This window comes from Croceibacterium aestuarii (assembly GCF_030657335.1).
Classification (GTDB): domain Bacteria; phylum Pseudomonadota; class Alphaproteobacteria; order Sphingomonadales; family Sphingomonadaceae; genus Croceibacterium_B; species Croceibacterium_B aestuarii.
In genome coordinates, this window is record NZ_CP131039.1 from 3,125,154 (window position 1) to 3,148,720 (window position 23,567).

Here is a 23,567-nt window from a genome sequence, read left to right on the forward strand (position 1 = left end):
CCTGCCCTGATCCGGCTTTCACCGCCCTGCGAAGGTTCGTGGCGCGCTCCGCTGTCGCGCCGGTCCGGCTAGACGCGGCGGGACTGCGCGGGAAAGGAAAATCCTGCCCATGGGCAACGTCAGGTCAGTCGACCTGCTGCGATCTTCGGCCCCTTCCCGCGCGTCATTGCCTCAAAGAGTCGCCGACAGGGTCAGGCCGTAGGTCCGCCCGACGTCGTAGGTGTTGACCTCGAGCCGATTTGCCCCCGATTGCTGGTACTCGACATGCGCGGTGCCGAGGATGTTGCGCACTTCGCCTTTCACCTCGAAGGCGTGCCCGCCGAGGGTGAAGCCCTCGCGCAGAACGAAGTCCAGCTGTACGCCGGGCTTCTCGTAGATATCTGGCTGCGGCGGCGTCCCGATCAGCCCGCGGCTGATGACCCGCTTGCTGGCGTAGCTGATGAGGAACGTCTGCTGCGAGAGCCGATCTTCGTTTTCCAGCCCGAGTTGCAGGTTGGCGACGTGATCGGACTGCCCGGTCAGCGGCACGCCGTCGGTGAAGTAGTCCGTCGCGATCGTCGAGGAAGCGCCGTAGAACTGCACCGTGTCGTTGGCGCCGACCTTCAGCTTCGATTTGGTGTAGGTATAATTTCCGGCGATCAGAAAACGCCGGAAGCCGCTGCCGATGTCGCCGACGTCGAAGTACTTCTGCAGGTCGATCTCGCCGCCATACAGTTCCGCCTTGGGCGCATTCGCGTAGGAGGTGAGGAAGTCGAGCCCGGTGACGAAGGCCTCGATGGGATGATCGATCCGCTTGTAGAAGCCGGCCACCGAGGCTCTCTCGTCGCGCCCGAAGTAGGCCTCGAAGCGGGCTTCGCCGTTGTAGAGCTGGCTGTCCGTCAGCAGCGGGTTGCCGCGGTAGGCACGGCTGGTTTCCGGATCGTAGTACGGCTGGTTGATGAGTTCGCGGAACTGCGGACGGGCGATCGTCTTCGAGGCGCTGAGACGCACCTGCATGCCGGGCTGGATCTCGTAAGTGAGTGTCGCCGCCGGTAGCCAGTAAGTGCGCTTGAGCGAGGTCGTCGCGGCGCTCGACCCTGGAACGGTGAACACCTGCACCGGCGAAACGGTTTCGGTCGCGTCCTCGTAACGCACGCCAATGTCGAGGTTGAGCGCATCGGTCAGCTGCAGGTCGGCCTTGCCGTAACCGGCCCAGTTGTCGAGCTCCGCGGCGAACGAGGGATTGCCCTCGTCGGTCTCGATCATCGTCACGCCAATCGGCGTGGTCGGACCGTTGCCGGTGGGGGTGGCGGTCAGCGCATTGATCAACAGGTCGGGCCGCAGCAACCCGATGGCGGAAATCACGTTGGCATCGCCGAGATAGGTATTCGGCGCCAGGAACAGGAAGTCGCGGCGCGTGCTGATGCGCTTCGTGTTGGCATAAGCCCCGCCGACCGTGACTTTGTAACCCGTGGCAATTTCGTAGGACAGGTCGAGCCCGCCCGACCACAGATCCTCGTTGAGATCGGAGAAGGTCGCCCCGCCGTCGCCCCCGTTGCCGTTGTTGAGCCGGTTGACGAAATACTGACCGAACGGATCGACCGTGCCGTTGCTACGAACGTATTCGAAGAACAGTTCGTAGGGCGCCTTGCGCTTGGAATTGGCATAACCGCCGCGTGCGTCGATCTCGAGGTCGGGCGTGAGCTTGAACTCCCCGACCAGTTGGCTGTCGAACAGCTGCCGTTCGTACCAGCCGGTGCGCTGCTGGAGGAAGTCGGCCGCGCTCTGGTGACGCTGTCCGAGCCCGATCCGTGCCTGCTTGTCGGTGTCGTGGATATAGAGGTTGGTCCAGCGAATCTTGCTGTCGGCGAATTCGTAGCCGAGCCCAAACAGACCGTTGGCGACGATTCGGTTGTCGGTCACGGTCGTCCTGAAGTCGGTCTCCAGCTGATCGAGCTGCGCGTTGAGCGACGATTGCTGCAACGGCTGCCGGGTGGACCACTTGTTGCTGTATCCGCCGCCGGCAATCACACCCAACGTGCCGGTGCCGAGGTCGAAGCTGGTGCCGGCGGAAAAGCTGCCGGAGAAATTCGCCGGAATGTGGTCGAAGTGCTGCACCACCGAATTGCGCCCGGTAACGATTTCCCGCGCGATCTGGGTCGTGTCGACCGTGCCGGAGCTCATCCGCTCGCCGCTGGCGAAAAACGCCGCCAGCGCGGGGGGCGTATCGCGGTTGCCGTTGTCGTATCCCGTCCAGTCGGTGCTGCTGCCATAGTAGGTCAGCCCGGCGTGTCCGGTCGTGATCGTGTCGAGCGACGTGCCCGCGCTGATGGTGAGGAAGGTTTCGTCGGGTGTCGCCTTTGTCGTGAGGTTGATCACGCCGCCGCCGAATTCGCCCGGGAAGTTCACCGAATAGCTCTTCTGGACCAGCGACGAGGCAATGACGCCGGTTGGAAAGAGGTCGAGCGGAACGACGCGCTTGAGCGGTTCAGGGCTCGGCAGGGGGGAGCCGTTGAGCAGTGCGAGCGAATAGCGATCGCCGAGGCCGCGGACGTAGACGAAGCCGTTGCCGACCACGCTGAGGCCGGTGACCCGGCCCAGCGCCCCGGCGATGTCACCTTCGCCGGTCCGGGCGATTTCGGTGGCCGAGAGGACCGAGACGACCTGGTTCGAAGCCTGCTCGACATTGCGCGTGGCGTGTCCGGTAACGATGATCTCGCCGCCGCCGGGAACGGAGACTTCGACCGATTGCTGACCTGCGTCGTCGGGCTCGGAATTCGCAGTCGCGTCTCCCGGCGTCTCGGTCGCATCTGGCGACGTGGTGTCCTGCGCGAACGCGACGCTTGGCGCGGTGAGTGCGGATGTGAGCAGCAAAGCGCCTGCCAGACGCAACATGGTGGACATCGGAATTCCCTCATTAAACGATGCGTGGACGGGGGCAGCCAGTGTCCGGCTGCCCCCGCGAACGTGCCGGGCGGCCGATCAGGTGGTCGGCAGCGAGGTACAGGCCGAACCGCCGCCGAGCGGCGCGTACGAGCTGTTGCAGGTCCATCCGGAGTACCAGGACGTGTTGCCGCTGTAGGCGGCGCCGATGTGGGTCGGGGTCGTGAAGAACGTCGACAGCGGGGCGAAGTTGTAGGTCGCCGCGTCGGTGACCGCGACCCCGTCCTCGTTCGCGCCGTTCACGAACAGCGAGGTAAGGGTGGAGGTCAGGCTGTCGTTATTGTTGTTCGAGCCCGATCCGAACGCCGTCGCAACGTTGGCCGCAGTAAAGCTGCCGGTGCCGATGTATTTCGTCGAATTGCAGGTCAGCACGACCGAAAAGGCCTTAAGCGTTGCCGGCGTCGTGCCCGAACCGTTCATGCGGATGCATTCGTTGTTCGGGGCGTAGATCACGCCGTCGACCAGCGTGGTGTCGGAATTGCCGCGGAACATGGTTGCAGCGAGGTCGCCGGAACCGTCGTTCTGCGCACTCGCCTGCGGCTGGACGGCGGTGAAGTTCGCCACCACAAGGCGCGTGCGGGGGGTGTCGTCCTCCTTGCCGTTGCTGTCGATTTCCATGAACGTGTCGCCCTGGCCAGGACGCTGCAGCAGCAACGCGTGCTGGACCCGCAGCCGCGCGCCGGCGTCGACGTCGAGGCTGTCGTCGTCCGCACCGGTGACGATGTAGTGCGACATGCCGAGGTCGCCGCCGAAGGTCTCGCTGCCGTCGTCCGAGCTGTTGTGCGACTGGAGGTAATCGATCACCGTGCCGCTGCCTACGCCTTCGTTGGTGAGCGACTGGAGTTCCTTGTCCGCGCTGAGCACGAAGCCCGAATAGCGAATCTGGACGTACTTGATGACGCCCGAATTGTCGTTGTCGTCGTTACCGCCGAAGATCGCCTTGTCGACCGCGCCTTCGGTGTCGCGCTCGCAGGTGCCGGAGGCAACCGAACCATAGTTGCAGTCGGTGATCTTGCCCCGGCCAAGCAGGACGACACCGCCCCACTGACCGATCGAGTTGTCCGAGTTGAGGCCGCCCACGTTGTCCTTGCTGGTGAAGACGATCGGGGCCGTCGCCGTGCCTTCGGCCATGATCTTGTTGCCGCGATTGACCGCGAGCCACGACTGCCCGGTGTTGCCGAACAGGATCACGCCCGGCGCTATCGTCAGCGTAACATTGGTGTCCTTGGTCAGCGGCGTCGAGCAGCCGACGGTGGTCGAGGTGTATGGGGCGCCCGTGGTCGGAGCGCTGAAGCCGCCGTCGCAGCCGACGTCGACGCGGCCGTTCAGCGAATAGAGCAGCCCGGCAACCTTCGGTAGCGTGGAGGAAACCTTCATGGTGCGCGGAAGTTCGCAGACGCGGTAGGTGCCGGTCGGGCCGCTGATCGTGCCCTTATCGGTCAGACCCTGCGGATCGGCGATCGTCGGGCAGGTGCCGGCCGGAGTCACCGTGGCCGGACCTGTCGGAGTGGGGGTGGGCGAAGGCGTAGGCGTGCTGATGTTCACGGTGACGCCGGACGAATTCCCCGGGGAAGCGACGTCGTCGGGCCCACAGGCGGAAAGCGCGAGCAGGCTGCAGCCGAGTACGAGCGAGCGGTTGAAGTATTTCACAGCAGAAAGTCCCCTCATGGCGTGAGAATCGAAGGCGGCAGAAATGACCGTCTCGACTCGCCGCTAGGGCCGCGAGGTGACAGGAATCTTGCAAGATTTCCGTTTTGCTACAGTTCCCTAATTATGTTCGAGATGTGACAGTTGTGACATCGCGCCGCGAATGTTCGGCCGAATGTTACAGTTCGGTGACAATATTTCATTTTTGTTGCGGTCGGGGTGCGAGCGAGCCAGACAGGATGACAAGAACCAGAAATTTTGGGAGATTATCAAATGCCGATTGCCATGATCCTGGCCTCTGCACTGGTCGTCCAGGCCCCCGCCACCAACGAGAACGTCGTCGAAGTGGCGTATCCGGAGATGCGCGCTGGCCGTTCAGCGGCCGCCATCGACAAGATCCAGCACGCCGACGCGCGCAACGCGGACCATCCCGCACGCCTTATCAACCTGGGCATAGCCTACGCGCGCGAAGGAAATACCGACCGGGCGCGAGCCATGTTCGAGGCCGCAGCCAGCACCGACCGCTATCGTCTGGAAACGGCGAGCGGCAGTTGGGTGGATTCGCGCACGCTCGCGCGCGAGGCGCTTGCCATGCTCGACAGAGGAGCCTTCGACTCGCCGCGCTTCGCCTCGCGCTAGAACCAAAAACCGGAATTGATCGGGCGGGCGCCCGTGCCTCGGCACGGTCGCCCGCACTCGCATGCGCAGCTCTGCCGCGCTGTCTCCGTCTTGTCATCAGAAGGTCTTAGCAGCGTCCGGCGGAGGGCAATTTGCCAGTGCGTCGATTCGTTGTTCCATTATCCTTTCTGGTCGCCGCTGCGCCGACGCTGGCGCATGCCGACGTTCTCGAGATCGGTAGCTCGGGCGCGGCGTGGATTTCGGGCGGCCCGACCGCGGAAATTGCGCCAACGGACGCCGCCCATGCAAGCCTTCCTGACGTTACCGGCCTCGACGTACCCGAAGAGGCGGTTGCCTCGCCGCTCGACAGCAGCGCCGCCCTGCCCCCGAAGTATCGAGTCGCCGTGCGGCAGCTCGCCGCCCGCTTCGACCTCAGCCCGGCGCTGATCGAAGCGCTCGTCTGGCAGGAGAGCCGCTGGCACGAAGCGGCGCAGTCGCCGGTCGGCGCGCGCGGCCTCGCCCAGCTCATGCCCGCGACCGCGCGCGAGATGGGCGTCGATGCCGACGATCCGCTCGCCAACCTCGAGGGCGGCGCGCGTTACCTGCGCCAGCAGCTCGACCGCTTCGGCGGCGATATCGAAAAGGCGCTCGCCGCCTACAACGCCGGGCCCGGCCGCGTCGAGCGGGCCGGCGGCGTCCCCCGCATTCGCGAAACCCAGACGTACGTAGCTGCCATCATGGGGCGGCTGTCGGACCATTCCCGGAGTGATAACTGAGATGCGTACCATTTCCAGCCTTGTCGCCGCCCTGGCGCTCCTCCTCCCGGCCGCAGCCCAAGCGCGGTCGACCGATCCGCAAGGTTCGGGCCCGATCGTCAACGCGCTCACATGGATGCAGGGCACTCTGCTCGGCAACGTCGCCACGGCGGTCGCGGTCATGGCCGTCGCAGCTGTCGGCTTCATGATGTTAACCGGCCGGCTCAACTGGCGCTTCGGTGCGACGGTGATCGTCGGTTGCTTCGTGCTGTTCGGCGCCGCCTCGATCGTGTCCGGCATCCAGACCGCGGCGGGCTGAGGCACATGGAACTCGTCCGCCACCCGGTCCACCGCGCGCTCACACGGCCGCAGATGTTCGCCGGGGTGACCTACAACTTCTTCATCATCAACGCCGCGGTCACGACCGAGCTGTTCCTGATCACGGGCAGCTTCCTGGCCCTGATCGGCGCGCTGGCGATGCACCTGGTGGGCTATTTTGCCTGCCTGCGCGAACCGCGCGTGTTCGACCTGTGGATCACCAAGGTCAGCAAGTGCCCGCGCGTCAAGAACTGGCAGCGCTGGGGCTGCAACAGCTACGCCGCCTAACGCGGAAAAGGACCGTGAAATGAGCAAACCGTGGCTCGGAGCCGCCGCCTGGAGCAAGAAGGAAGCCCGCGCTGGCGACCGCCTTCCGTACCTGCGCCTGGTCGATGCCAACACCGTGCTGCTGCGCGATGGTTCGCTGATGACCGCGCTGCAGGTTCCCGGGCTGCTGTTCGAAACCGAAGACACGATGGCGCTCAACGCCCATGCCGCCACGCGCGAGGTCATGCTGCGCTCGACCCTCGATGCGCGCTTCGTGCTCTATCACCACGTCGTCCGCCGCCGGGTGAGCGTCTCGCTCGAAGCCAGCTTCGACGATCCGCTATCGGCGCATATCGACCAGCGCTGGCGCGACAAGCTCGACTCCGGCTCGCTGTTCGTTAACGACCAGTTCCTGACCCTCGTACGCCGTCCGGCGCGCGGCAAGGCGGGGTTGGCCGAAAAGGCCGCGCGCATGTGGCGCCGCAAGGGGCGCGAGGAACTCGAGGCCGATCCGCGCGAACTGCGCTCGCTCAAGGCCGCGGCCCAGGCGCTGACCGCCTCGCTCGGCGATTACGGCGCGCAGGTGCTGGGCGACTACACGGGGCCGAGCGGCGCGACCAACAACGAAGTCCTCGAGCTGCTGAGCGCGCTCTACAACGGCGAGATGCGCCCGGTGCGGCGCCCGTCGGACGAGACCGACATCGGCCAGATGCTGCCGTATCGCCGCGCCAGCTTCGGTCTCGACGCGATGGAGCTGCGCGGCTCGGGCGGGTCGGATTTCGCCGCCATCCTCAGCCTCAAGGACTATCCCGAGGCAACCAGCCCGGGCCTGCTCGACGCGCTGCTGCGGCTGCCGTGCGAAATGGTCGTCTCCGAAAGCTTTGCCCCGTACGACCGCCAGGTCGCTCGCGAACGCATCGACCTTTCGCTGCGCCGCCTGCGCTCGGCCGACGAGGAAGCGGTCGCCGAACGCGGCGACATGGCCTCGGCTCGTGACGCACTGGGTTCCGGCTCGGTTGTTTTCGGCGACCATCACCTGACCGTGCTCGTGCGCGAGCGCAGCCTCGACCGGCTCGACGACGCCGCCGCCGCCTGCTCTGCCGCGCTGGCCGACACCGGCGCCATTGCCGTGCGCGAGGACACCAACTTCGAACCGGCGTTCTGGGGCCAGTTTCCCGGCAATGAGCAATACCTCGTGCGCCGGGCGATGATTTCGAGCGCCAACATGGCAAGCTTCGGATCGCTCCACGGTTTCGCGCTCGGCAGGGCCGAGGGCAATCACTGGGGCGATGCGGTGACGCTGCTCGAAACCACCAGCGCCACGCCCTTCTTTTTCAATTTTCATCACGGCGACCTGGGCAACTTTTCGGTCATCGGTCCATCGGGCTCGGGCAAGACCGTGGTGATGAATTTCCTCGCCGCGCAGGCGCAGAAATTCAGCCCTCGTACGATCCTTTTCGACAAGGATCGCGGCGCCGAACTGTTCGTTCGGGGCATCGGCGGGCGCTACGACCGGATCCACGCCGGCGAACCTGCCGGCTTCAACCCGCTCGCGCTGCCCGACAACGCCACCAACCGCGCCTTCCTGCGCGACTGGTTCGCGGTACTCCTCAAGGCCGAGGGGCCGGAAGAGTTCTCGACAATCGCTGCTGCGGTCGATGCCGCCTATGCCAACGATGCCGGGCTGCGCCGTCTGCGCCATTTCCGCGAGCTGCTGTCCGGCTCGCGCCGCCCCCAGGCCGGCGATCTCGCCGACCGCCTCGGTCCCTGGATCGAAAACGGCGAGCACGCCTGGCTGTTCGACAACGTGGCCGACCGACTCGACCTCTCGGCACGGGTGCTGGGGTTCGACATGACCGCGCTCCTCGACAGTCCGCGCCTGCGTACCCCGGTGATGATGTACCTGTTCCACCGGATCGAGGAGCGGCTCGACGGCGAGCCGACGATGATCCTGGTCGACGAGGGCTGGAAGGCGCTCGACGACGAGGTCTTCGCCGCGCGCATTCGCGACTGGCTCAAGACCTTGCGCAAGCGCAACGCGCTGGTCGGCTTCGCCACCCAGTCCGCGCGCGACGCGCTCGACAGCCGCATCGCCACCGCGCTGGTCGAGCAGACCGCGACGATGATCTTCATGCCCAACGCCAAGGCCCGCGCAGAGGACTATTGCGACGGCTTTGGTCTCACCGAACACGAACTGGCGCTGATCCGCAGCCTGCCGGCGCACAGCCGGGCCTTCCTCGTGCGCCAGCCCGACGCCTCGGTAGTCGTCAGGCTCGATCTGTCGGGGGCACCCGAAGTCCTGACTATCCTTTCCGGCCGCGAATCGACCGTGCGCCGTCTCGATCTGCTGCGCGAAGCGGTCGGCGACGAGCCCGCGGCCTGGTATCCCCCACTCACCGGCCGCGCCTGGCCCGGCGAGCCGCAGGAAGACGAAGACGAATTCTCGATGGCGGCCGCCGAATGAGCGCCGCAGCTTGCCAGCAAGCGGTCGAGCAGGTCGGCAGCGGCATCGCCGCCAGCCTGCAGGGCGTGGACTGCGCCGCCAGCGGCATGGCGCAAGCGGCCTTTTCGCGCCTGTTCGGCACTGGCGGATCGCTGGTCCCGGCGCTGACCATCCTGCTGACGCTCTACGTCGCGCTGTTCGCCTTTGCACTGATCACCGGCCGCAGCCGCGTCGGCGTGTCCTCGCTCACCCCGCGTATCGTCACGCTGGGTCTCGTCCTGACCTTTGCGACCAGCTGGATCGCTTACCAGAGCGTCGTCTGGAACCTCGCCACCGGCGCTCCGAACGAGATCGCCGCGCTTCTCACCGGCACGCCGGGCAATGCGACGATGGTCTTCGCGCAGAACATCGACGTGGTGTTCCAAGCCCTGATCGAAGCTTCGGGTGAAGGTTCGCCGGATTCGGCCTTCTCGCCGCCTGGACTGCTGTGGCTCGGCGGCACCCTGTTCCTGCTCGCCACGGTGGGGCTGCTGGCAACGACCCGCATCGCTCTCGCCATCCTCCTCGCCATCGGGCCCGTCTTCGTGGTCTTCGCACTCTTTCCCGGCACCCGCGGCCTGTTCGTCGGCTGGCTCAAGGGGGTGGTGATGCTGGCGCTTGCCCCGCTGTTCGCGGTCCTCGGCGGATCGCTGATGCTCGAACTCTCGGTCCCGGTCCTCTCGGCGCTTGTCGCGACGCCCGGGCAGATCGACGCCCAGGCGGCCATGGCCTTTTTCATGATCGCCGCGGTCCACACCGCGCTGATGGTCATGACGCTCAAGGTTGCCGGGACGATGGTCGCCGGCTGGAACGTCTTCGGCATGGCCGGAAGCACTCGCCAAGAAAGCACTTCGTCGACCGGTGCGGTGGACCGCGCGATGCCCGCGTATGCTCCTCAGCCGACCGGGTTCGCGGTGGATCAGGCGCGCGGCGCTTCGCCTTCGCGCGAGATTCGCCTCGCGGCCCCGGCGCCGCTCGCCGCCAACGATGCCGGCGCAGTCGGCAACCGCCGTGAGGTCGGCATTTCCGCCGCCACCGGGCAACCCGCGGGCACCAGTTCGATTTCGCGCGTGGCCGGTGTCGGAAGCCGCTTTCGCAGCCCGCCCGCGCGCAAGACGGAGAAAATGAAATGAGCCGCCTGTTGCCCGCTATCGCCGCCGTTGCCCTCGTCGGGCTGGCCGCGCCGCTGCATGCCGAGGACCCGCGTCTCGTCAGTCGGCTCTTCGACGAGACCCAGGTCGTTCGGGTCGAGGGCAAGGCCAACGTTCAGACGACCATCAAGTTCGGCGACGACGAACTGATCGAAAACGTCGCCGTCGGCGATTCGCAGGCCTGGCAGGTCACCCCGAACAAGCGCGCCAATCTGCTGTTCGTCAAACCGCTCGCCGACCGCGCCGCGACCAACATGACCGTCATCACCAACGAACACACCTACCTGTTCGACCTGGTGGCGAACCCCAGGAACGAAAGCCCCCTTTACGTCCTTTCGTTCACCTATCCGCAAACGGTCGCCCCCGCACCCAAACGCCTTGCCCCGGCCGAAGGACCCAACGCGGTCGAACTGGCTGCCGCCCACGAGCCGCAATCGATCGTCGACCCCGCCGAACTCAACTTCGCCTGGAACAAGAGCGGTGACAGAAACCTGCTGCCGGCGCGCATTTATGACGACGGCTCCGCGACGTTTCTTGCCTGGCCCGCCGGCGATCCCGTCCCGGCGATCCTGATCAAGGACAAGGCCGGCACCGAAGGCCCGGTCAACTATGCCGTTCGCGGCGACGTCATCGTCATCGAAGGCGTGCCCGAGGAGCTGATTCTGCGCTCGGGCAAGGACATGGCGATACTGCAGAACAATGGCCCAGCCCGGCCTTCCCCGGCGCTGGCCCGGCTCGATGAGGTCAAGCAATGAAATTGGCGATGCGACTGGCGGACAGATCCGCCCTCAAGGCCGAGAACGACCGCGACCCGCGCGAGGGCGAGAGCGCCGAGGTCATCGACCTTGCCAGCCGAACGGCCTATCCTACCGTCACCCAGCGCAAGGGCAAATCCGATGCCATGGGCATGGTGGCCGGCGTGGCGATCGTCGCTGTGCTCGGCATGGCGACTCTGTGGGGCATGAACTCGGCCCGGATCGAAGACCAGCGGCCGCAACCCGCACGCCAGGCCTCCCCCGCCGTGCTGCCCGCTGCCGCTCCCCAACAGCCGGCAACGGACGTCGTGCCCGCCCCCGCCCCTGCTCAGCTGGCCGATCCGGCCCCGGCGCCGGTACTGGCGAACCCGCCCGCGACCGCAGTCGGCCCGGCGGCCAATCCCTACAACACGCCCACGGTCGTGTTCGATGCAAGCTCCCTGCCGCCACCTGCCCCCGGCGCCGAGGGCGGTCCTGCCACCGGCAACGCTGCCAACGATTTCGCGAGCAAGATCGGCGGCGTCGGCGGAGCGCCGGCCCAAGCACGCAGCGATGTCGATCCCAAGACCACCGTAACGCAGGGAACGATGATCCCGGCGATTCTCGAAACCGCGATCAACACCGACGTACCTGGCTTCGCCCGCGCTGTGGTCAGCCAGGACGTGCGCAGTTTCGACGGCAGCCGCGTCCTTGTGCCGCGCTCGAGCCGCTTGATCGGACAATACCAGTCGGGCCTGCAGGGCGGCCAGAAGCGTGCCTACGTCATCTGGACGCGGCTGATCCGGCCCGACGGCGTCTCGGTCAACCTCGCCTCACCGGCCACCGGGTTCGACGGTTCGACCGGCCTCGAAGGCAAGGTCAACAGCCACTTCTTCAAGCGGTTCGGCTCCTCGATTCTGCTTTCGGTGATTGGCGGGCTCGCCACCGGCGGGGCGTCGGTGGTGCTTGGCGGCGGAAGCAACGCGGCGAGTACGGCGCTGCAGCAGGACGGCCAGATCGCCCCTACGGTGCGAGTGCGACAGGGCGAGCCGATCCGCGTGTTCACCGCACGCGACCTCGATTTCAGCCGCGTGCCGCGCATCTGAGGCGGGTCATGACAGCAGAAGTCCACCGACTGGAAACGACCGAAGGCGCGATGGCCGGCAGCGCCTATCTCGACGCCTATCTGGCGCCGTTCCGCCAATGGCTCGGCCGCGATAGCGTGACGGAAATCCTGGTCAATCGCCCGGCCGAAGTCTGGATCGAGGACAGCAATGCCCCGGGGATGCAGCGCATCGAGGCGCCGGCAATCGACGACAAGCTGATCCAGCGTCTGGCCGAGCAGGTTGCGCGCGTCAGCCACCAGGGCATCAACCGCGAGCATCCCCTGCTCGGCGCGACGCTGCCCGATGGCGCCCGCATTCAGTTCTGCGGCCCCCCGGCCACCCGGCGGCACTGGTCCATGGCTATCCGCCGGCACCGCCGTCTGGATCTGCCGCTCGATGCTTACGACACCGGTCCGCTGGCGCCCTACGTCGAACCCGAGCTGCCCGATCCTGCCGCCCACCCTGTTGCCTTCCTGCGGGGCGCGATCGCGGCACGCAAGACGATCCTGATTTCCGGCGGCACGAGCACCGGCAAAACCACGTTCCTGAACGCGATGCTGGGCGAAATTCCGGCCGGCGAGCGCGTCGTGCTGGTCGAAGACACCCCCGAGTTGCGACTCCCCGGCGCCAACGGCGTCGGTCTCGTCGCAGTCAAGGGCGAGCTCGGCGAAGCCAAGATTACGGCCAACGAATTGCTTCAGGCCGCGCTGAGGCTGCGGCCCGATCGCATCGTTCTGGGCGAATTGCGCGGCGCCGAAAGCGTCAGCTTCCTGCGAGCGATCAACACCGGCCACCCCGGCAGCTTCTCGACCATACACGCGAACAGTTTGCGCGGCGCGCTCGAGCAGCTCTCGCTCATGGTCATGCAGACCGGCATCGGCCTGAGCCGCGCGGACACGATCGAATACGCCTCTTCGGTGATCGACGTAATCGTGCAGCTCGGGCGCAGCGAAGGTCGCCGAACGATCACCGCGATTGCCCGCACCGCCGAGTTGCTCGGCTGATGACCCGCTAAAGGACGCTCAGCCCTTCTTTTTCTTCTTCTTGGCCTGTCCCGGGATCTTGGCGAGCTTGCCGCTGCGCGCCGTCTTGCCTTTTTTCGCCGACTTCTTCTTGGCCTTGGCTAACACGGCTTCGGCCAGACGCACGACTTCTCCCACCCGCGGGCGGATCGAGCGATCGAGCACGGCTTGTGCAAGCTGGACTTCGGTCATCGTCGAAGTGTCCGGTCGCGCTCCGACCGCAGCCGCGGCGTCCGTTTCAATTTGCCCGTCGGGTTCCGCCATTATCAATCCCTGCCGCCAATCTGGCGCGCGGTATCGCCCGAGGCCGGTCGGACGGTAAAGGCAATGCGCCACTCGTCACATCAGTGTCAAATTCGCCCTCATCGGCAAGCGCTTGTCGACCCGGATTTCTGCGCTCATGCCGAGCCACCCGGCGAGTGTTTCGAGATCGACACGAACCGCTTCGCCGAGCAATTCGACCCCGGCAGCGTCGAGATCGAGCACCAGCGTCTCGCTTTCGACCGACAGCGAACTGCTCGCCAGAGATATGCGCGAACCTCCACCGAGACGTCGACAGAGCCTGATCGCAAGGCCCCAGCCGAGCGCTTCATGCAGGAGCCTTTCGTCCGCCAGCGCGAGCAGCTCCGACGGCAGCGCCGGCTTGTCGCAGGCACCGACGAGCGCCGCCGCCAACCGTGCGCGGCCCGGCATGTCGATACCAATCCAGCGCTTCTCCAATGCCCAGTCGAGTGCATGGCGAAGGCGGATGTTAGGTTCCAGCCTTGCGGCAGCCTGCGCGAGCAGGGTCGCTGCCAGCCGCAACCGCTCGCTCTTTGCGCCGTCGCCATTGGCTACCGGCGCGGTCCACCCGGCAATCATTGCCGCGCGCGAGATCGAGGCGCCGTGCGGCGCGGTGAAGTGGGCCACTCCTGCCAGCAGCGGGTCCTGCCGCCGAGCCAGCGCGGGGAGGCGCTGGTAGAGAATTCCTTCGCGCAGGCCCCAGGAGGAGAACACGAGTTCGGTGGGTGCCAGTTCCACCAACATCACGCGCATCAGCGCGGCGGCGTCGGGCAAGGCCACTGCGCGCAGGCTCGAAATTCCGCTTACCTCGCGCAGACTTTCTGGATCTGTGCGAACCAGCCTCTTGGCGATGCGGTCGGCTTCCTCGACCGGAAGCTGCAGGCCATGCGGATCGGTCAGCGGGTGCCCGCTCTTGAGCATCGCGTACTTGGCGAAAGCGCGCCAGGTTCCGCCAACCATGTATAGCGGACCCGGATGCGCCGCTGCCCAGCCGGCTTTGGCAAATGCCCGGTGGACCGTGCGCTTGAACGATGCCGAACCCTTCTTGCGGAGCGATCCGAGGCGCAGGGTGCCGATCGACAGGCTCTGGCCGTCATGATCCTGGCCGTTTTCGACCGAAATGAGTTCGAGGCTGCCGCCACCGAGGTCGGCGACGACGCCGTGCGCATGGGGAAAAGCGGCAATGACACCGGTGGCGGAGGCGCGCGCCTCTTCGTCGCCGCTCAGCAGCCTGACATCGAGCCCGAGCTTGCGCACATTCTCGAGGAACCTTTCGCCGTTTTTGGCATCGCGCACCGCGGCGGTAGCGACTACGTCGACTTGCTGCACGCCGAGATCTGTGACCAGCGCACGAAAGCGCCGCAGCCCGGCGAGCGCGAGCTCGGCCGCCTTGTCCGGAATCAGCCCGCTCTCGCCGATGTCGCGTCCCAGCTTGGCCACGACTTTCTCGTTGAGGAACGTGTTCGGGGCCCGCGGCGGGCCGCAATAGATGACCAGACGTACAGTGTTGGAACCGATATCGATGACCGCCCGGTCAGGGCGGGCTCCGTCGGCGTCGAGCGAACCCGAAGGCCACGGGGAGCTCACAGCGCGCGCCCCCGCTTGAGGGTCAGTGTCGGAACGCTGGCGTCATCGAGCGCGGTGCCGCGGCCGGACAGGCTGGGATTGTTCATGAAATAGGCATGAAGGTTGAAGCCCGGTTCTCCCGCTGCGGGCTGAATGCGGCAATAGCTCCCGTCGGGCAGCAGCCGCCAGCTTTGCTCGTTGTCGAGCAGGTTGGCGAGCAGGACCTGGTTGAGCACCTGATCGTGCACCGTGCGGTTGCGCAGCGGGACCAGAGCCTCGACCCGCCGGTCGAGATTGCGCGACATCGCGTCTGCGGAGGAAATGAACAACTTTGCGCGTGCGCTCGGCAGGTTGTAGCCGTTGGCGAAGGCCCAGATGCGGCTGTGCTCGAGAAAGCGGCCGATGATCGACTTGACCCGGATGTTGTCCGACAGCCCCGGCACGCCAGGGCGCAAGCAGCAATTGCCGCGGATCACCAAATCGATCTGCACGCCCGCCTGGCTGGCGAGATAGAGCCGGTCGATTATCCCTTTTTCGGTGATCGCGTTGAGCTTGGCCCAGATGGCCGCAGGGCGCCCGCCTAGTGCGTTCTCGGTCTCGCGGTCGATCAGTTCGTAAAGGCGCTCGCGCAGGTCGATGGGCGAAATGGCGATCAGTTCGGTGTGCGGCGGCTCGACATACCCGGTGACGAAATTGAACAGGCGCGCGGCATCTCTTCCCAGGCGCGGATCGGCAGTGAAGAAGCTGAGATCGGTATAAATCTTGGTGGTCACCGGGTGGTAGTTGCCGGTGCCGAAGTGGCAATATGTGCGATAGCCGCCGCGATCGCCGATGTCTTCCTCGCGCCGAACGACCATCGAGACCTTGGCATGCGTCTTCCAGTCGACGAAGCCATAGATCACCTGGATTCCGGCGCGTTCGAGCTGGGCCGCCCAGTGCAGGTTCTGTTCCTCGTCGAAGCGGGCCTTAAGCTCGACGACGGCAGTCACCGACTTGCCCGCGTCGGCAGCCTCGATCAGCGCATTGATGACCGGCGATTGGTTGCCCGCGCGATAGAGCGTCTGCTTGATCGAAACCACCGCCGGGTCGGCGGCGGCCTGGCGCAGGAAATCGACGACCACCTCGAAACTCTCGTAGGGGTGATGGATGACGATGTCTTTGGCCCGGATCGCGGCGAAGCAATCTCCGTCGTGTTCCAGAACCCGCTCGGGATAGCGCGGCGTGTAGGGGGCGAACTTGAGATCGGGCCGTTCGAGCGCGTCGACAATTCCCGACAAGCCGCCAATGCCGAGCATTCCTTCGGTCTTGGTGATCAGCGCCTCTTCGAGGCCGAGTTGTTCGCGCAGCAAGGCCTCGGCGACCCGGTCGAAGTCGCCATCGAGTTCGAGCAGGATCACTCGGCCGCGCCGACGGCGCTGTATTGCAGTGCGGAAGTAGCGGACGAGGTCTTCGGCTTCTTCCTCGATCTCGATGTCGCTGTCGCGCAGCACCCGGAACACGCCGCTGCCTTCGACCCTGAAGCCGGGAAACATCAGGTGGGCATGGCGGCAGATGACGCTCTCGAGCGGGATGAATGTCTGCTCCTCGCCGGGCAGGCGAACAAAGCGTGGCATCCCCGGCGGGACCAGCACCATTTCGACCAGCGAGGCGTTGTCCGCCTTGCGCGTCAGCTTGAACAGCACGCCCATGCCCATGTTGGCGACGAACGGGAACGGATGCGCCGGATCGATCGCCTGCGGGGTCAGGACGCGGCTGATCTGGTCTTCGAAATACTTGCGTAGATCGCGCCGGGCGTCGGCCTTGAGCGCGGTGCCGTCGGTGATCTGGACTCCTTCCGCGGCGAGCTTCCGGCGCAGGTCTGCCAGGATGTCCTGCTGGCCGGCCTCGAGATCGCGGACGCGTCGGCGGATCTCGACGAGTTGCTGCGACGGGGCCTGGCCATCGATCGAGAACGCCTCGATTCCGCGCTGGACCTGGCCGAGAAGGCCGGCAACGCGGATCATCAGGAACTCGTCCAGGTTGCTGCCCGAAATCGACAGGAAGCGGAGCCGTTCGAGCAGGGGATAATTGGGATTGCGGGCTTCGGCGAGAACCCGCTCGTTGAAGGCCAGCCAGCTCAATTCGCGATTGAAATAGCGATCGGCGGAGCGAGCGGCTGCTCCGCCGGATTGGTCCCGGCCCTTGGGGTTGCTCATTTCCATCGCGTGACGGTTCTGGGCTTCGCCGAGATATGTGACAAGTCGATTACAAGGCCCGCTAGGGGGTGAGGTTTTCTACGCGCGCATCGCGCGGTGCGTTGGGGCCGTCGGCGAGGTAGGCGGCAAGCGCATCGAGGTCGCTGACTCCACCGGCAACCGGCTTGGCCCGGGCGAGAAAGTCGAATCCGTCGCCGCCGCCGGAAATGAAACTGTTGGCCGCCACGCGGTACTTCTCCTCCGGGTCGATCGGCCTGCCGTCCAGTGTCGCGCTGACGAGGCGCGAGCCCGCCGGGCGCGAAACGTCGAAGGCGTAGTGCAGGTTGCCCGAGGGGATCAGCAGGGCCTTCTGCGGCTCGATATCGCTTCGCGCCAGCGCGGTCTCGAGCCCACGGACCAGGTCGGCCCCGCTCAGTTCGAGCACCCCCAGCGTGTTGCCGAACGGCTGCAAGGCAAAGATCTGACCATAGGTTACCGCCCCGTCGGGCCCAGGTTCGAAGGCCGTGCGGACGCCGCCACGGTTCATCAGCGCGAATTGCGCACCGCCTTGCGCCGGGTCCTTCGCGGCCGCGTACTGGGCATCGGCCACGAGGTAGTCGATCGGGCGGTAGAAGGCCCCGGGGGGCGGCGTCAGCGAGCCTTGGATCGTGCCGACCACGCGCCCCGCCTCCGAGGCGCTGCTGGCGACGTAACGCTGGACGATGGCGGCAACGTCGGCCTGCTCGCCGGCTGCGCCGTCTATCGGCACGTTCCGCGCGCTCATCGCGAGGATCGTGTCGCTGGCGGGATCGACCGATAGCTCGATGTCGGTGACGAAGTAGCCGTATTTGCCGGCGGAAGTGACGAGCCGTTTGCTGCCATCGCTGGCCGGGATTTCACAAGCATAGGCCTTGTGCGTGTGGCCGGAGACGACGAGCCTGATCTGCGGGTCGAGCCGACCGAGCAGCGGCAGAAGCGCACCGTCGAGGTCGGGGCAGCCGGTTTCGTTGTAGATCGGGGCAGGGTCGAGACCCTGGTGAATCAGCAGGACTATCGCATCCACGCCCTGCCCGCGCAGCCGGGCGGCCTCGGCGTTGGCCGTGTCGGCCTCGTCGGCGAAGCGATAACCTTTCGTCCCGGCGGGCGATACGAGCAACTCCGTGCCCTTGAGGGTCATGCCGATGAAGCCGATTTTCACGTCGCCGACCTGGCGGACGCTCGAGGCCGGGAAGATCGGTGTGCGGGCATCGTCGAGCACGTTGGCGGCAAGATAGGTGAAGCGCGCGCCCTCGAAGGGCTTGTCGATCTGACACGGCTTGAGCCTGCCGACGGGCGCACCGCCGTTGCAGCCGCCTTGCTGCATACGCTTGAGCTCGGCCGTGCCCTTGTCGAACTCGTGGTTGCCCACAGCGGCGACGGCCAGCCCCATGCGGTTGAGCGCCATGATCGAGGGCTCGTCGAGATAGAGCGCCGATGACAACTGGCTCGCACCGATCAGGTCACCCGCAGCCACCGTGATCGTCGCCGGATGGCCTGAGCGCAGGGCCTGGAGTCCGGCGCCCAGGCGTGCGGCCCCACCGAGCGAGTCCGTCGTAAGCTGACCGGCAGCAGTGCGGTATTCCTCCGAGCCGGGCGGTACCTCGAGGCTGCCGTGGAAATCGTTGAACGCGAGAATCTGGACTTGCTCGGGCGGAGCGGCCGTGGGCAGCGTGGCGCAGCCTGCAAGCGCGAGGACCGCAGCGAGCAGCCCGCCCCTGCGCAGAGCCGACAACAATACACCCATGCAACCCTCCCGCAATTCTCGCGAGAAAGGGGACAGCAGCACCTTGCGGTACCACTATCCCCTCTCGAAAACTCACAGCATTCGCTGCGTATTAGAAGTCGTAGCTGACGCCAACCTTAAGCCGCCAGACCGACGAGGTGACGTTGATGAACTGATCGCCCTCGAATGTGTCGCGCGGCGATGTCGTCCCAAAGTTGTAGCCGACGATGTAGCGTCCGGCGCTGTCGATGCCCTTGGCCTCGATGTTGAGGTCCTGGTAACCGGTGTAGCTACGCCGGTGCTGGATGTTCCAGCTGCTGTCGAGGAGGTTCAGGAAGTTGTCCATCGAGGCGAACAGTTTGAGCTTGTCGCGCTTGACCCCGAACAGGCTCATCGGTCCCGGGATTTCCTGCGAGAACGACAGGTCCATGTCGAAGTACCAGTCGTTGGTGCAGGTGTTTCGCGCGATCGTCTTGCCGGCATAGTCCTTGGCGCACTTGAAGGTGCTGGTGAAGTCATAGAGCGCCGCGACAGCCGCCGGGTCCGAGCTCGGCGAGAGGTTCGGATCGTTGATCCCGGTCGGGATGTAGAGCAGCGCGTTGCCGCTTCCCGAAGCGCCGTCGTTGAACACGCCATAGCTATCCGCCCAGGTCAGGCTGTAGGGCCGACCGGACCGGGCTACGAAGGTCATGTTGAGACGAGTCTTCAGGTCGTCGAAGAATTCCTCGGCGAAGCTGGCGTTGAACGTTACGTTGTTCGTGCTGGCGTAGACCGAGCGCGCCGCGGCGATATCCTGCCGGTCGAACGCGGCGACGGTGTCGTAGTTGGAGGTCGCGGTGGAATTGCCCAGCGTCCGCCGGTCCTGCGCGTCGGTATAGGCATAGCCCAGCGACATGAAGACCGATCCACCGTCGGTGAAGAGGCCGCCCTGGAATTGCTTAGACAGGAAGATCGAGGCGACCTGGGTGTTGTAGCCCTTGGAATTGGTCAGCATGATCTCGTCGTCGCGGCCGATCCGGTTGAAGCAGGCCGCCGTCACGTTGTCCCACTTGATCGGGTAGGTGCTGACAAGCGTTGCGTTGCAACCCGCTGCGTCGGGGTCGGTCGGGTCGATGGCGGCGTAGATCGGACGCCCGTCGATGGTATAGCCGCCGAGGCCCTTGGTGATGTTGGGGGTCTGCGACAGGTCGACCACGTTGAACGGGTCGATGTAGTGGCTGTAGATGTAGTCGAGGTTGAGGTGCCAGCCGCTGAAGAAGCCGCTCGGCGCGAAGTCGAGGTCGGATTCGAAGCCCACGTTGGCGCGAAGCACCTTGGCCCATTCGATGTCCGGATCGATCGACTGGGTGTCGGCAAGACCCGCAGCGCCCTGCGCTTGGCCTGCGGTTACGATGCAGCCGGGTATGCCGCCGAACGAACCGCCCGAGAGGACGTTGATCGGGCCGGCCGGACAGCCCGGGTCGGACGTCGCACCTTGACCATAGGCCTGGCCGTTGTTTTGGAACGCATTGCCGAACCACACCAGCGGATCGCCGCCGGTGAACATGCCGAGTCCGAGCCGCAGCTGCGAGCGGCTGAAGATGCTGAAGTCGTCGGCATCGTAGGTCAGCGCGAAACGCGGCAGAACGATCGGCGGCAGTGCACTGAAGCCGGTCTCGTTGCTGATGCCGTAGCGGGCCATGAAGTTCGGGTTGGCTTCCGGATGGCCGCCGTCGATCCAATTGACCCGCGCGCCAAGGGTCGTGCTCACCTGCGGGCTCATCTGCCACTCGTCCTGCGCAAAGATCGAGTAGACGGTGCGCGTGAAGCTCGCCGCGGCGCTGTTGACGTCGCCGGTGGACGAAAAGTTGCCCCAGGCTCCGGCCGAATCCCCGCTGTTGATGCTCGAGGCATAGCCGGTCGTCTCGTCGCCGTTCGACAGAATGCCGTTCTGCAAATCGCTGATCGAGTTGAAGACCAGCGTGCCGGTGGCATTGGGAACGAACAGGTTGAAAATCTTCACCCGATTGAAATCTGCGCCGAACTTCAGGTTGTGGTCGCCGAAGTTGTACCGCGCGATCACGCTGCCCTGGTCGACCCAGGTCCGCAGATCGTTCGCCGAACGATACTGACCGGGGCCGGCCTCGACGGCGCCATAGCCGCTCGCTGTGGTGGTGCCGACGATGATGCGCGGGATCGGATTGTCGCTCTGCGCTTCACCCCCGCCCACGGGATCCTGGAGATCCTGGACCTTCGAGTGCGAGTAGCGAATCTCGGTCGAGAAGTCTTCGGTCCAGTTCGAATAGAGGCGCCCGGAAAAGTATTCCGACTTGGTCCCGCTGTTGTAGAAATTGTTGCGGCCGGTGACGGTCGACCCGTTGCCGCTGTTGAAATAATCGTCTTCCTTGATGCTGTTTTCGTCGAGGTGCTGGTAGGTCAGCTCGAGCCGGTGATCGTCGGTAATGTTGATGTCGCTGCGAACGAAATAGCGGTCGCTGGTATACGGCAGGTTGGTCACCAGCGGGCCGGTGTCGATACCGTACACGGTCGAAAGAATATCCGAGATCTGGTTGAACTGGTCGAGCGTCACCCCGCCGGAGGTGTTGGGATAGCCCGCCCCGTCGGGACCGTTGTCGAAGCCGTATCCGGTCTCCTCGTGCGAGTAGGCGCCGAAGAGGAAGACCCGGTCCTTGATCACCGGACCGCCAAGCGAGGCGCCCCAGTGCTTTTCGGACTGCACCGGCGCAACCGCCAGGCCGTCGACGCTATCGCCGCGCATGCCGTTGTCAGCGTATTCGAAGAACGCACTGCCGTGATAATCGTTGGTGCCCGACTTGGTGATGACGTTGATCGCGCAGCCCGTAAATTGGTCGTACTCGACATCGAAGGGCGCGAACTGCACCTGCACTTCGCGGACCGCGTCGTAGGGAATGGGCGTCGAGCTGCGCGAAGCGTAGCCGGTGCCGTTGAGACCGTAGATGTCTCCCTGGCTGATGCCGTCGACGGTGAAAGCGTTGGTGCGGTTGTTGCCGCCGAGACAGGAGATGTGATCCTGGCCGTCCCCGCCTGTGCTCGTATCCTCGCGGTCGAGGCTGACGCGCGGGTCGATGCGGATGACGTCGCGAATATCGCGGTTGAAGCTCGGCGCGGTCTCGAGAACCTCTCCGGCAAAGCTGGTGCCCGGGCCCACCGCAAGCTGCGCCAGCTGCACGCGCGCGCCGGTCACCACGATCTCGCCGGCGCCGCCGGACAGGGCGAAGGTCAGGGTCGTATTGCCCTGCAGCGTGGTCGTGACGTCACCCACGGTCTGGCCTTCATAACCGCTCGCGTTGGCGCTGATCGTGTAGGGGCCGCCCGAGACGAGATTGGCGGCGCGGAAATTGCCGTCGGCGCCCGTGACCAAGGTGCGCGCGGTGCCGGTGCGGGTGTCGGTCACGACCACCGTCGCCCCCTGGATCGGATTGCCGTTCTCGTCCGTGACGGTTCCGCTAATCCCGGTGGTAATCTGCTGGGCCTGCGCGGCCTGGGGGAGAACGATGGCGGCAGAAAGCGACGCCAGACTGGCGGCGAGAAGATACTTCATTTTCATGACTAGGGAGCCCCTGAGCGACTGAATTGGACCAAGCAAAAGCCAAAGCGCGGCGAACGACGTGCCTTGTCAGGTCCCCTCCTTAACGCGTTCAATTTGACGGTTAAGTGACAGTTTCGCCGTCGCTCACGGGACGGTCATATTGTGTCCTCAAGCATGCATTTCTGCGCACTTTTTGCCAGTCGCGCTTCGGTTGAACTCAACAAAAGTTTTACAAATCGGCGACAGCCGGGGACTCTTTTTGCTGCACTGCGGCATTTTGGCAACGCTTACGCGAGGCCGATTTCGCGCAGGCGCTGCTGCAGGAAGTCGTGAGCCGTGATTGGAGGCGGCGGCGAGTCGCCTTCGCGGACGAAGGCCGGCAGCGGCTTGATCACGAAATCGGGCCGGAAGTGAAGGAAGAACGGCATCGAGTATCGCGAGCGCCGCGCGGCCTCGCCCGCCGGGTTGACCACGCGGTGGGTGGTCGAGCGCAGGTGCGAATTGGTCAGCCGGTCGAGCATGTCGCCCACGTTTACCACCAGCGCACCTTCCGGCACGTCGATCGCCAGCCATTCCCCCGATTTCGTCAGGAGTTCGAGACCGGCTTCCTCGGCGCCGAGCAGCAAGGTGATGGTGTTGATGTCGCCATGCGCGGCGGCTCGAACTGCGCCTTCCGGTGCCTCTTCGGGCAGCGGCGGGTAATGCAGCAGGCGCATGACCGAATTGCCGTCCTTCACGGTCGGCACGAAGTAGTCTTCGGCCAGCCCCAGGTGCAGAGCGATCGCCCGCAGGATCCGGTCGCCGGTCTTCTCGAAGGCCGCGTAGACTTCCTCCATCGTCGTCTTGAAGCCCGGGAGCTCGCGCGGCCAGACATTGGGCGCCATCGCGGCGGCCAATTCGTGGCCCTCGGGCAGGCTGCGGCCGATGTGCCAGAACTCCTTGAGATCGTGGACCTTGGCGTCCTTGGCGATCTCCTTGCCGAACGGCGTGTAGCCGCGCGCCCCGCCGCCGCCGGGGACGTCGTAGCTTCGCTTCACCTCTTCCGGAAGGTCGAACAGCGCCTTCTGCATTTCCTCGACCCGCTCGATGAGCTCGTCCGGAATGCCGTGGTTGCGGATCACCGCGAAGCCGAATTCTGAAAACGAGCGCCCGAGTTCGTCGGCCAGCTCTTTGAGCGGCCGGGTGAGGTCGACGAGGGCAATGTTGTCCAT

General features: G+C 65.5%; 17 protein-coding genes. 9 read left to right on the top strand and 8 right to left on the bottom strand.

Annotation, left to right across the window (positions count from 1 at the left end):
- Positions 1-171 precede the first annotated feature (171 nt).
- Entirely contained in the window at positions 172-2,883 is a 2,712-nt protein-coding gene (locus Q7I88_RS15475) for a TonB-dependent receptor domain-containing protein (RefSeq protein WP_305096800.1), read from the bottom strand.
- Between the two features lie 78 nt (positions 2,884-2,961).
- On the bottom strand, positions 2,962-4,590 hold the full coding sequence (locus Q7I88_RS15480) for a beta-helix domain-containing protein (RefSeq protein ID WP_305096801.1): 1,629 nt from the start codon (positions 4,588-4,590) through the stop codon (positions 2,962-2,964).
- Between the two features lie 252 nt (positions 4,591-4,842).
- Here Q7I88_RS15480 and Q7I88_RS15485 point away from each other — a divergent pair, with 252 nt between their 5' ends.
- The 9 genes from Q7I88_RS15485 (at position 4,843) to virB11 (ending at position 13,004) form a co-directional block, all read left to right on the top strand.
- Positions 4,843-5,208, top strand: coding sequence for a hypothetical protein (locus Q7I88_RS15485; protein WP_305096802.1), 366 nt, complete (start codon positions 4,843-4,845; stop codon positions 5,206-5,208).
- A gap of 137 nt (positions 5,209-5,345) precedes the next feature.
- Positions 5,346-5,963, top strand: coding sequence for a lytic transglycosylase domain-containing protein (locus Q7I88_RS15490; protein ID WP_305096803.1), 618 nt, complete (start codon positions 5,346-5,348; stop codon positions 5,961-5,963).
- Position 5,964: 1 nt separating this feature from the next.
- Entirely contained in the window at positions 5,965-6,261 is a 297-nt protein-coding gene (locus Q7I88_RS15495) for a TrbC/VirB2 family protein (protein ID WP_305096804.1), read from the top strand.
- Positions 6,262-6,266: 5 nt separating this feature from the next.
- The gene (locus tag Q7I88_RS15500; protein ID WP_305096805.1) at positions 6,267-6,548 is read left to right on the top strand and encodes a VirB3 family type IV secretion system protein; all 282 of its coding nucleotides are present in this window, start codon (positions 6,267-6,269) and stop codon (positions 6,546-6,548) included.
- Positions 6,549-6,567: 19 nt separating this feature from the next.
- A complete protein-coding gene (locus tag Q7I88_RS15505; protein ID WP_305096806.1) occupies positions 6,568-8,991 on the top strand; it encodes a VirB4 family type IV secretion/conjugal transfer ATPase in 2,424 nt (807 codons plus the stop codon).
- Positions 8,988-10,142 carry a TrbL/VirB6 family protein gene (locus Q7I88_RS15510; RefSeq protein ID WP_305096807.1) on the top strand — a complete coding sequence of 385 codons (1,155 nt, stop codon included), beginning with the start codon at positions 8,988-8,990 and terminating at the stop codon, positions 10,140-10,142. The genes Q7I88_RS15505 and Q7I88_RS15510 overlap by 4 nt, the downstream gene beginning before the upstream one ends.
- Positions 10,139-10,915, top strand: a complete 777-nt coding sequence (locus tag Q7I88_RS15515) for a TrbG/VirB9 family P-type conjugative transfer protein (protein WP_305096808.1) — start codon at positions 10,139-10,141, stop codon at positions 10,913-10,915. The genes Q7I88_RS15510 and Q7I88_RS15515 overlap by 4 nt, the downstream gene beginning before the upstream one ends.
- Positions 10,912-12,000, top strand: coding sequence for a TrbI/VirB10 family protein (locus Q7I88_RS15520; RefSeq protein ID WP_305096809.1), 1,089 nt, complete (start codon positions 10,912-10,914; stop codon positions 11,998-12,000). Before Q7I88_RS15515 ends, Q7I88_RS15520 begins: the two co-directional genes overlap by 4 nt.
- An 8-nt stretch (positions 12,001-12,008) precedes the next feature.
- Positions 12,009-13,004 (top strand): P-type DNA transfer ATPase VirB11, encoded by a 996-nt coding sequence (virB11, locus tag Q7I88_RS15525; RefSeq protein WP_305096810.1) that lies wholly within the window; start codon positions 12,009-12,011, stop codon positions 13,002-13,004.
- Positions 13,005-13,022: 18 nt separating this feature from the next.
- Here the strand turns inward: virB11 and Q7I88_RS15530 are convergent, their stop codons facing one another.
- The 6 genes from Q7I88_RS15530 to Q7I88_RS15555 form a co-directional block, all read right to left on the bottom strand.
- The gene (locus Q7I88_RS15530; RefSeq protein ID WP_305096811.1) at positions 13,023-13,286 is read right to left on the bottom strand and encodes a hypothetical protein; all 264 of its coding nucleotides are present in this window, start codon (positions 13,284-13,286) and stop codon (positions 13,023-13,025) included.
- 75 nt (positions 13,287-13,361) lie between these two features.
- Entirely contained in the window at positions 13,362-14,891 is a 1,530-nt protein-coding gene (locus Q7I88_RS15535; RefSeq protein WP_305096812.1) for a Ppx/GppA family phosphatase, read from the bottom strand.
- Positions 14,888-17,065 (bottom strand): RNA degradosome polyphosphate kinase, encoded by a 2,178-nt coding sequence (locus Q7I88_RS15540; protein WP_305098629.1) that lies wholly within the window; start codon positions 17,063-17,065, stop codon positions 14,888-14,890. Before Q7I88_RS15540 ends, Q7I88_RS15535 begins: the two co-directional genes overlap by 4 nt.
- A gap of 61 nt (positions 17,066-17,126) precedes the next feature.
- Complete coding sequence (locus Q7I88_RS15545) at positions 17,127-18,827, bottom strand: bifunctional metallophosphatase/5'-nucleotidase (protein WP_305096813.1); 1,701 nt, start codon at positions 18,825-18,827, stop codon at positions 17,127-17,129.
- A gap of 91 nt (positions 18,828-18,918) precedes the next feature.
- Positions 18,919-22,374, bottom strand: coding sequence for a TonB-dependent receptor (locus Q7I88_RS15550; protein WP_305096814.1), 3,456 nt, complete (start codon positions 22,372-22,374; stop codon positions 18,919-18,921).
- Positions 22,375-22,643: 269 nt separating this feature from the next.
- Positions 22,644-23,567: an isopenicillin N synthase family dioxygenase gene (locus Q7I88_RS15555; protein WP_305096815.1), complete on the bottom strand. Its 924-nt coding sequence runs from the start codon at positions 23,565-23,567 to the stop codon at positions 22,644-22,646.

Excerpts from the sequence above, each read along its gene's own strand:
- Q7I88_RS15495 (WP_305096804.1), top strand. The coding sequence starts at position 5,965 with ATGCGTACCATTTCCAGCCTTGTCGCCGCCCTGGCGCTCCTCCTCCCG.
- Q7I88_RS15475 (WP_305096800.1), bottom strand. The coding sequence starts at position 2,883 with ATGTCCACCATGTTGCGTCTGGCAGGCGCTTTGCTGCTCACATCCGCA.
- Q7I88_RS15485 (WP_305096802.1), top strand. The coding sequence starts at position 4,843 with ATGCCGATTGCCATGATCCTGGCCTCTGCACTGGTCGTCCAGGCCCCC.
- Q7I88_RS15480 (WP_305096801.1), bottom strand. The coding sequence starts at position 4,590 with ATGAGGGGACTTTCTGCTGTGAAATACTTCAACCGCTCGCTCGTACTC.
- Q7I88_RS15515 (WP_305096808.1), top strand. The coding sequence starts at position 10,139 with ATGAGCCGCCTGTTGCCCGCTATCGCCGCCGTTGCCCTCGTCGGGCTG.
- Q7I88_RS15530 (WP_305096811.1), bottom strand. The coding sequence starts at position 13,286 with ATGGCGGAACCCGACGGGCAAATTGAAACGGACGCCGCGGCTGCGGTC.
- Q7I88_RS15510 (WP_305096807.1), top strand. The coding sequence starts at position 8,988 with ATGAGCGCCGCAGCTTGCCAGCAAGCGGTCGAGCAGGTCGGCAGCGGC.
- Q7I88_RS15520 (WP_305096809.1), top strand. The coding sequence starts at position 10,912 with ATGAAATTGGCGATGCGACTGGCGGACAGATCCGCCCTCAAGGCCGAG.
- Q7I88_RS15500 (WP_305096805.1), top strand. The coding sequence starts at position 6,267 with ATGGAACTCGTCCGCCACCCGGTCCACCGCGCGCTCACACGGCCGCAG.
- Q7I88_RS15505 (WP_305096806.1), top strand. The coding sequence starts at position 6,568 with ATGAGCAAACCGTGGCTCGGAGCCGCCGCCTGGAGCAAGAAGGAAGCC.
- Q7I88_RS15540 (WP_305098629.1), bottom strand. The coding sequence starts at position 17,065 with ATGAGCAACCCCAAGGGCCGGGACCAATCCGGCGGAGCAGCCGCTCGC.
- Q7I88_RS15550 (WP_305096814.1), bottom strand. The coding sequence starts at position 22,374 with ATGAAAATGAAGTATCTTCTCGCCGCCAGTCTGGCGTCGCTTTCTGCC.
- Q7I88_RS15555 (WP_305096815.1), bottom strand. The coding sequence starts at position 23,567 with ATGGACAACATTGCCCTCGTCGACCTCACCCGGCCGCTCAAAGAGCTG.
- Q7I88_RS15545 (WP_305096813.1), bottom strand. The coding sequence starts at position 18,827 with ATGGGTGTATTGTTGTCGGCTCTGCGCAGGGGCGGGCTGCTCGCTGCG.
- virB11 (WP_305096810.1), top strand. The coding sequence starts at position 12,009 with ATGACAGCAGAAGTCCACCGACTGGAAACGACCGAAGGCGCGATGGCC.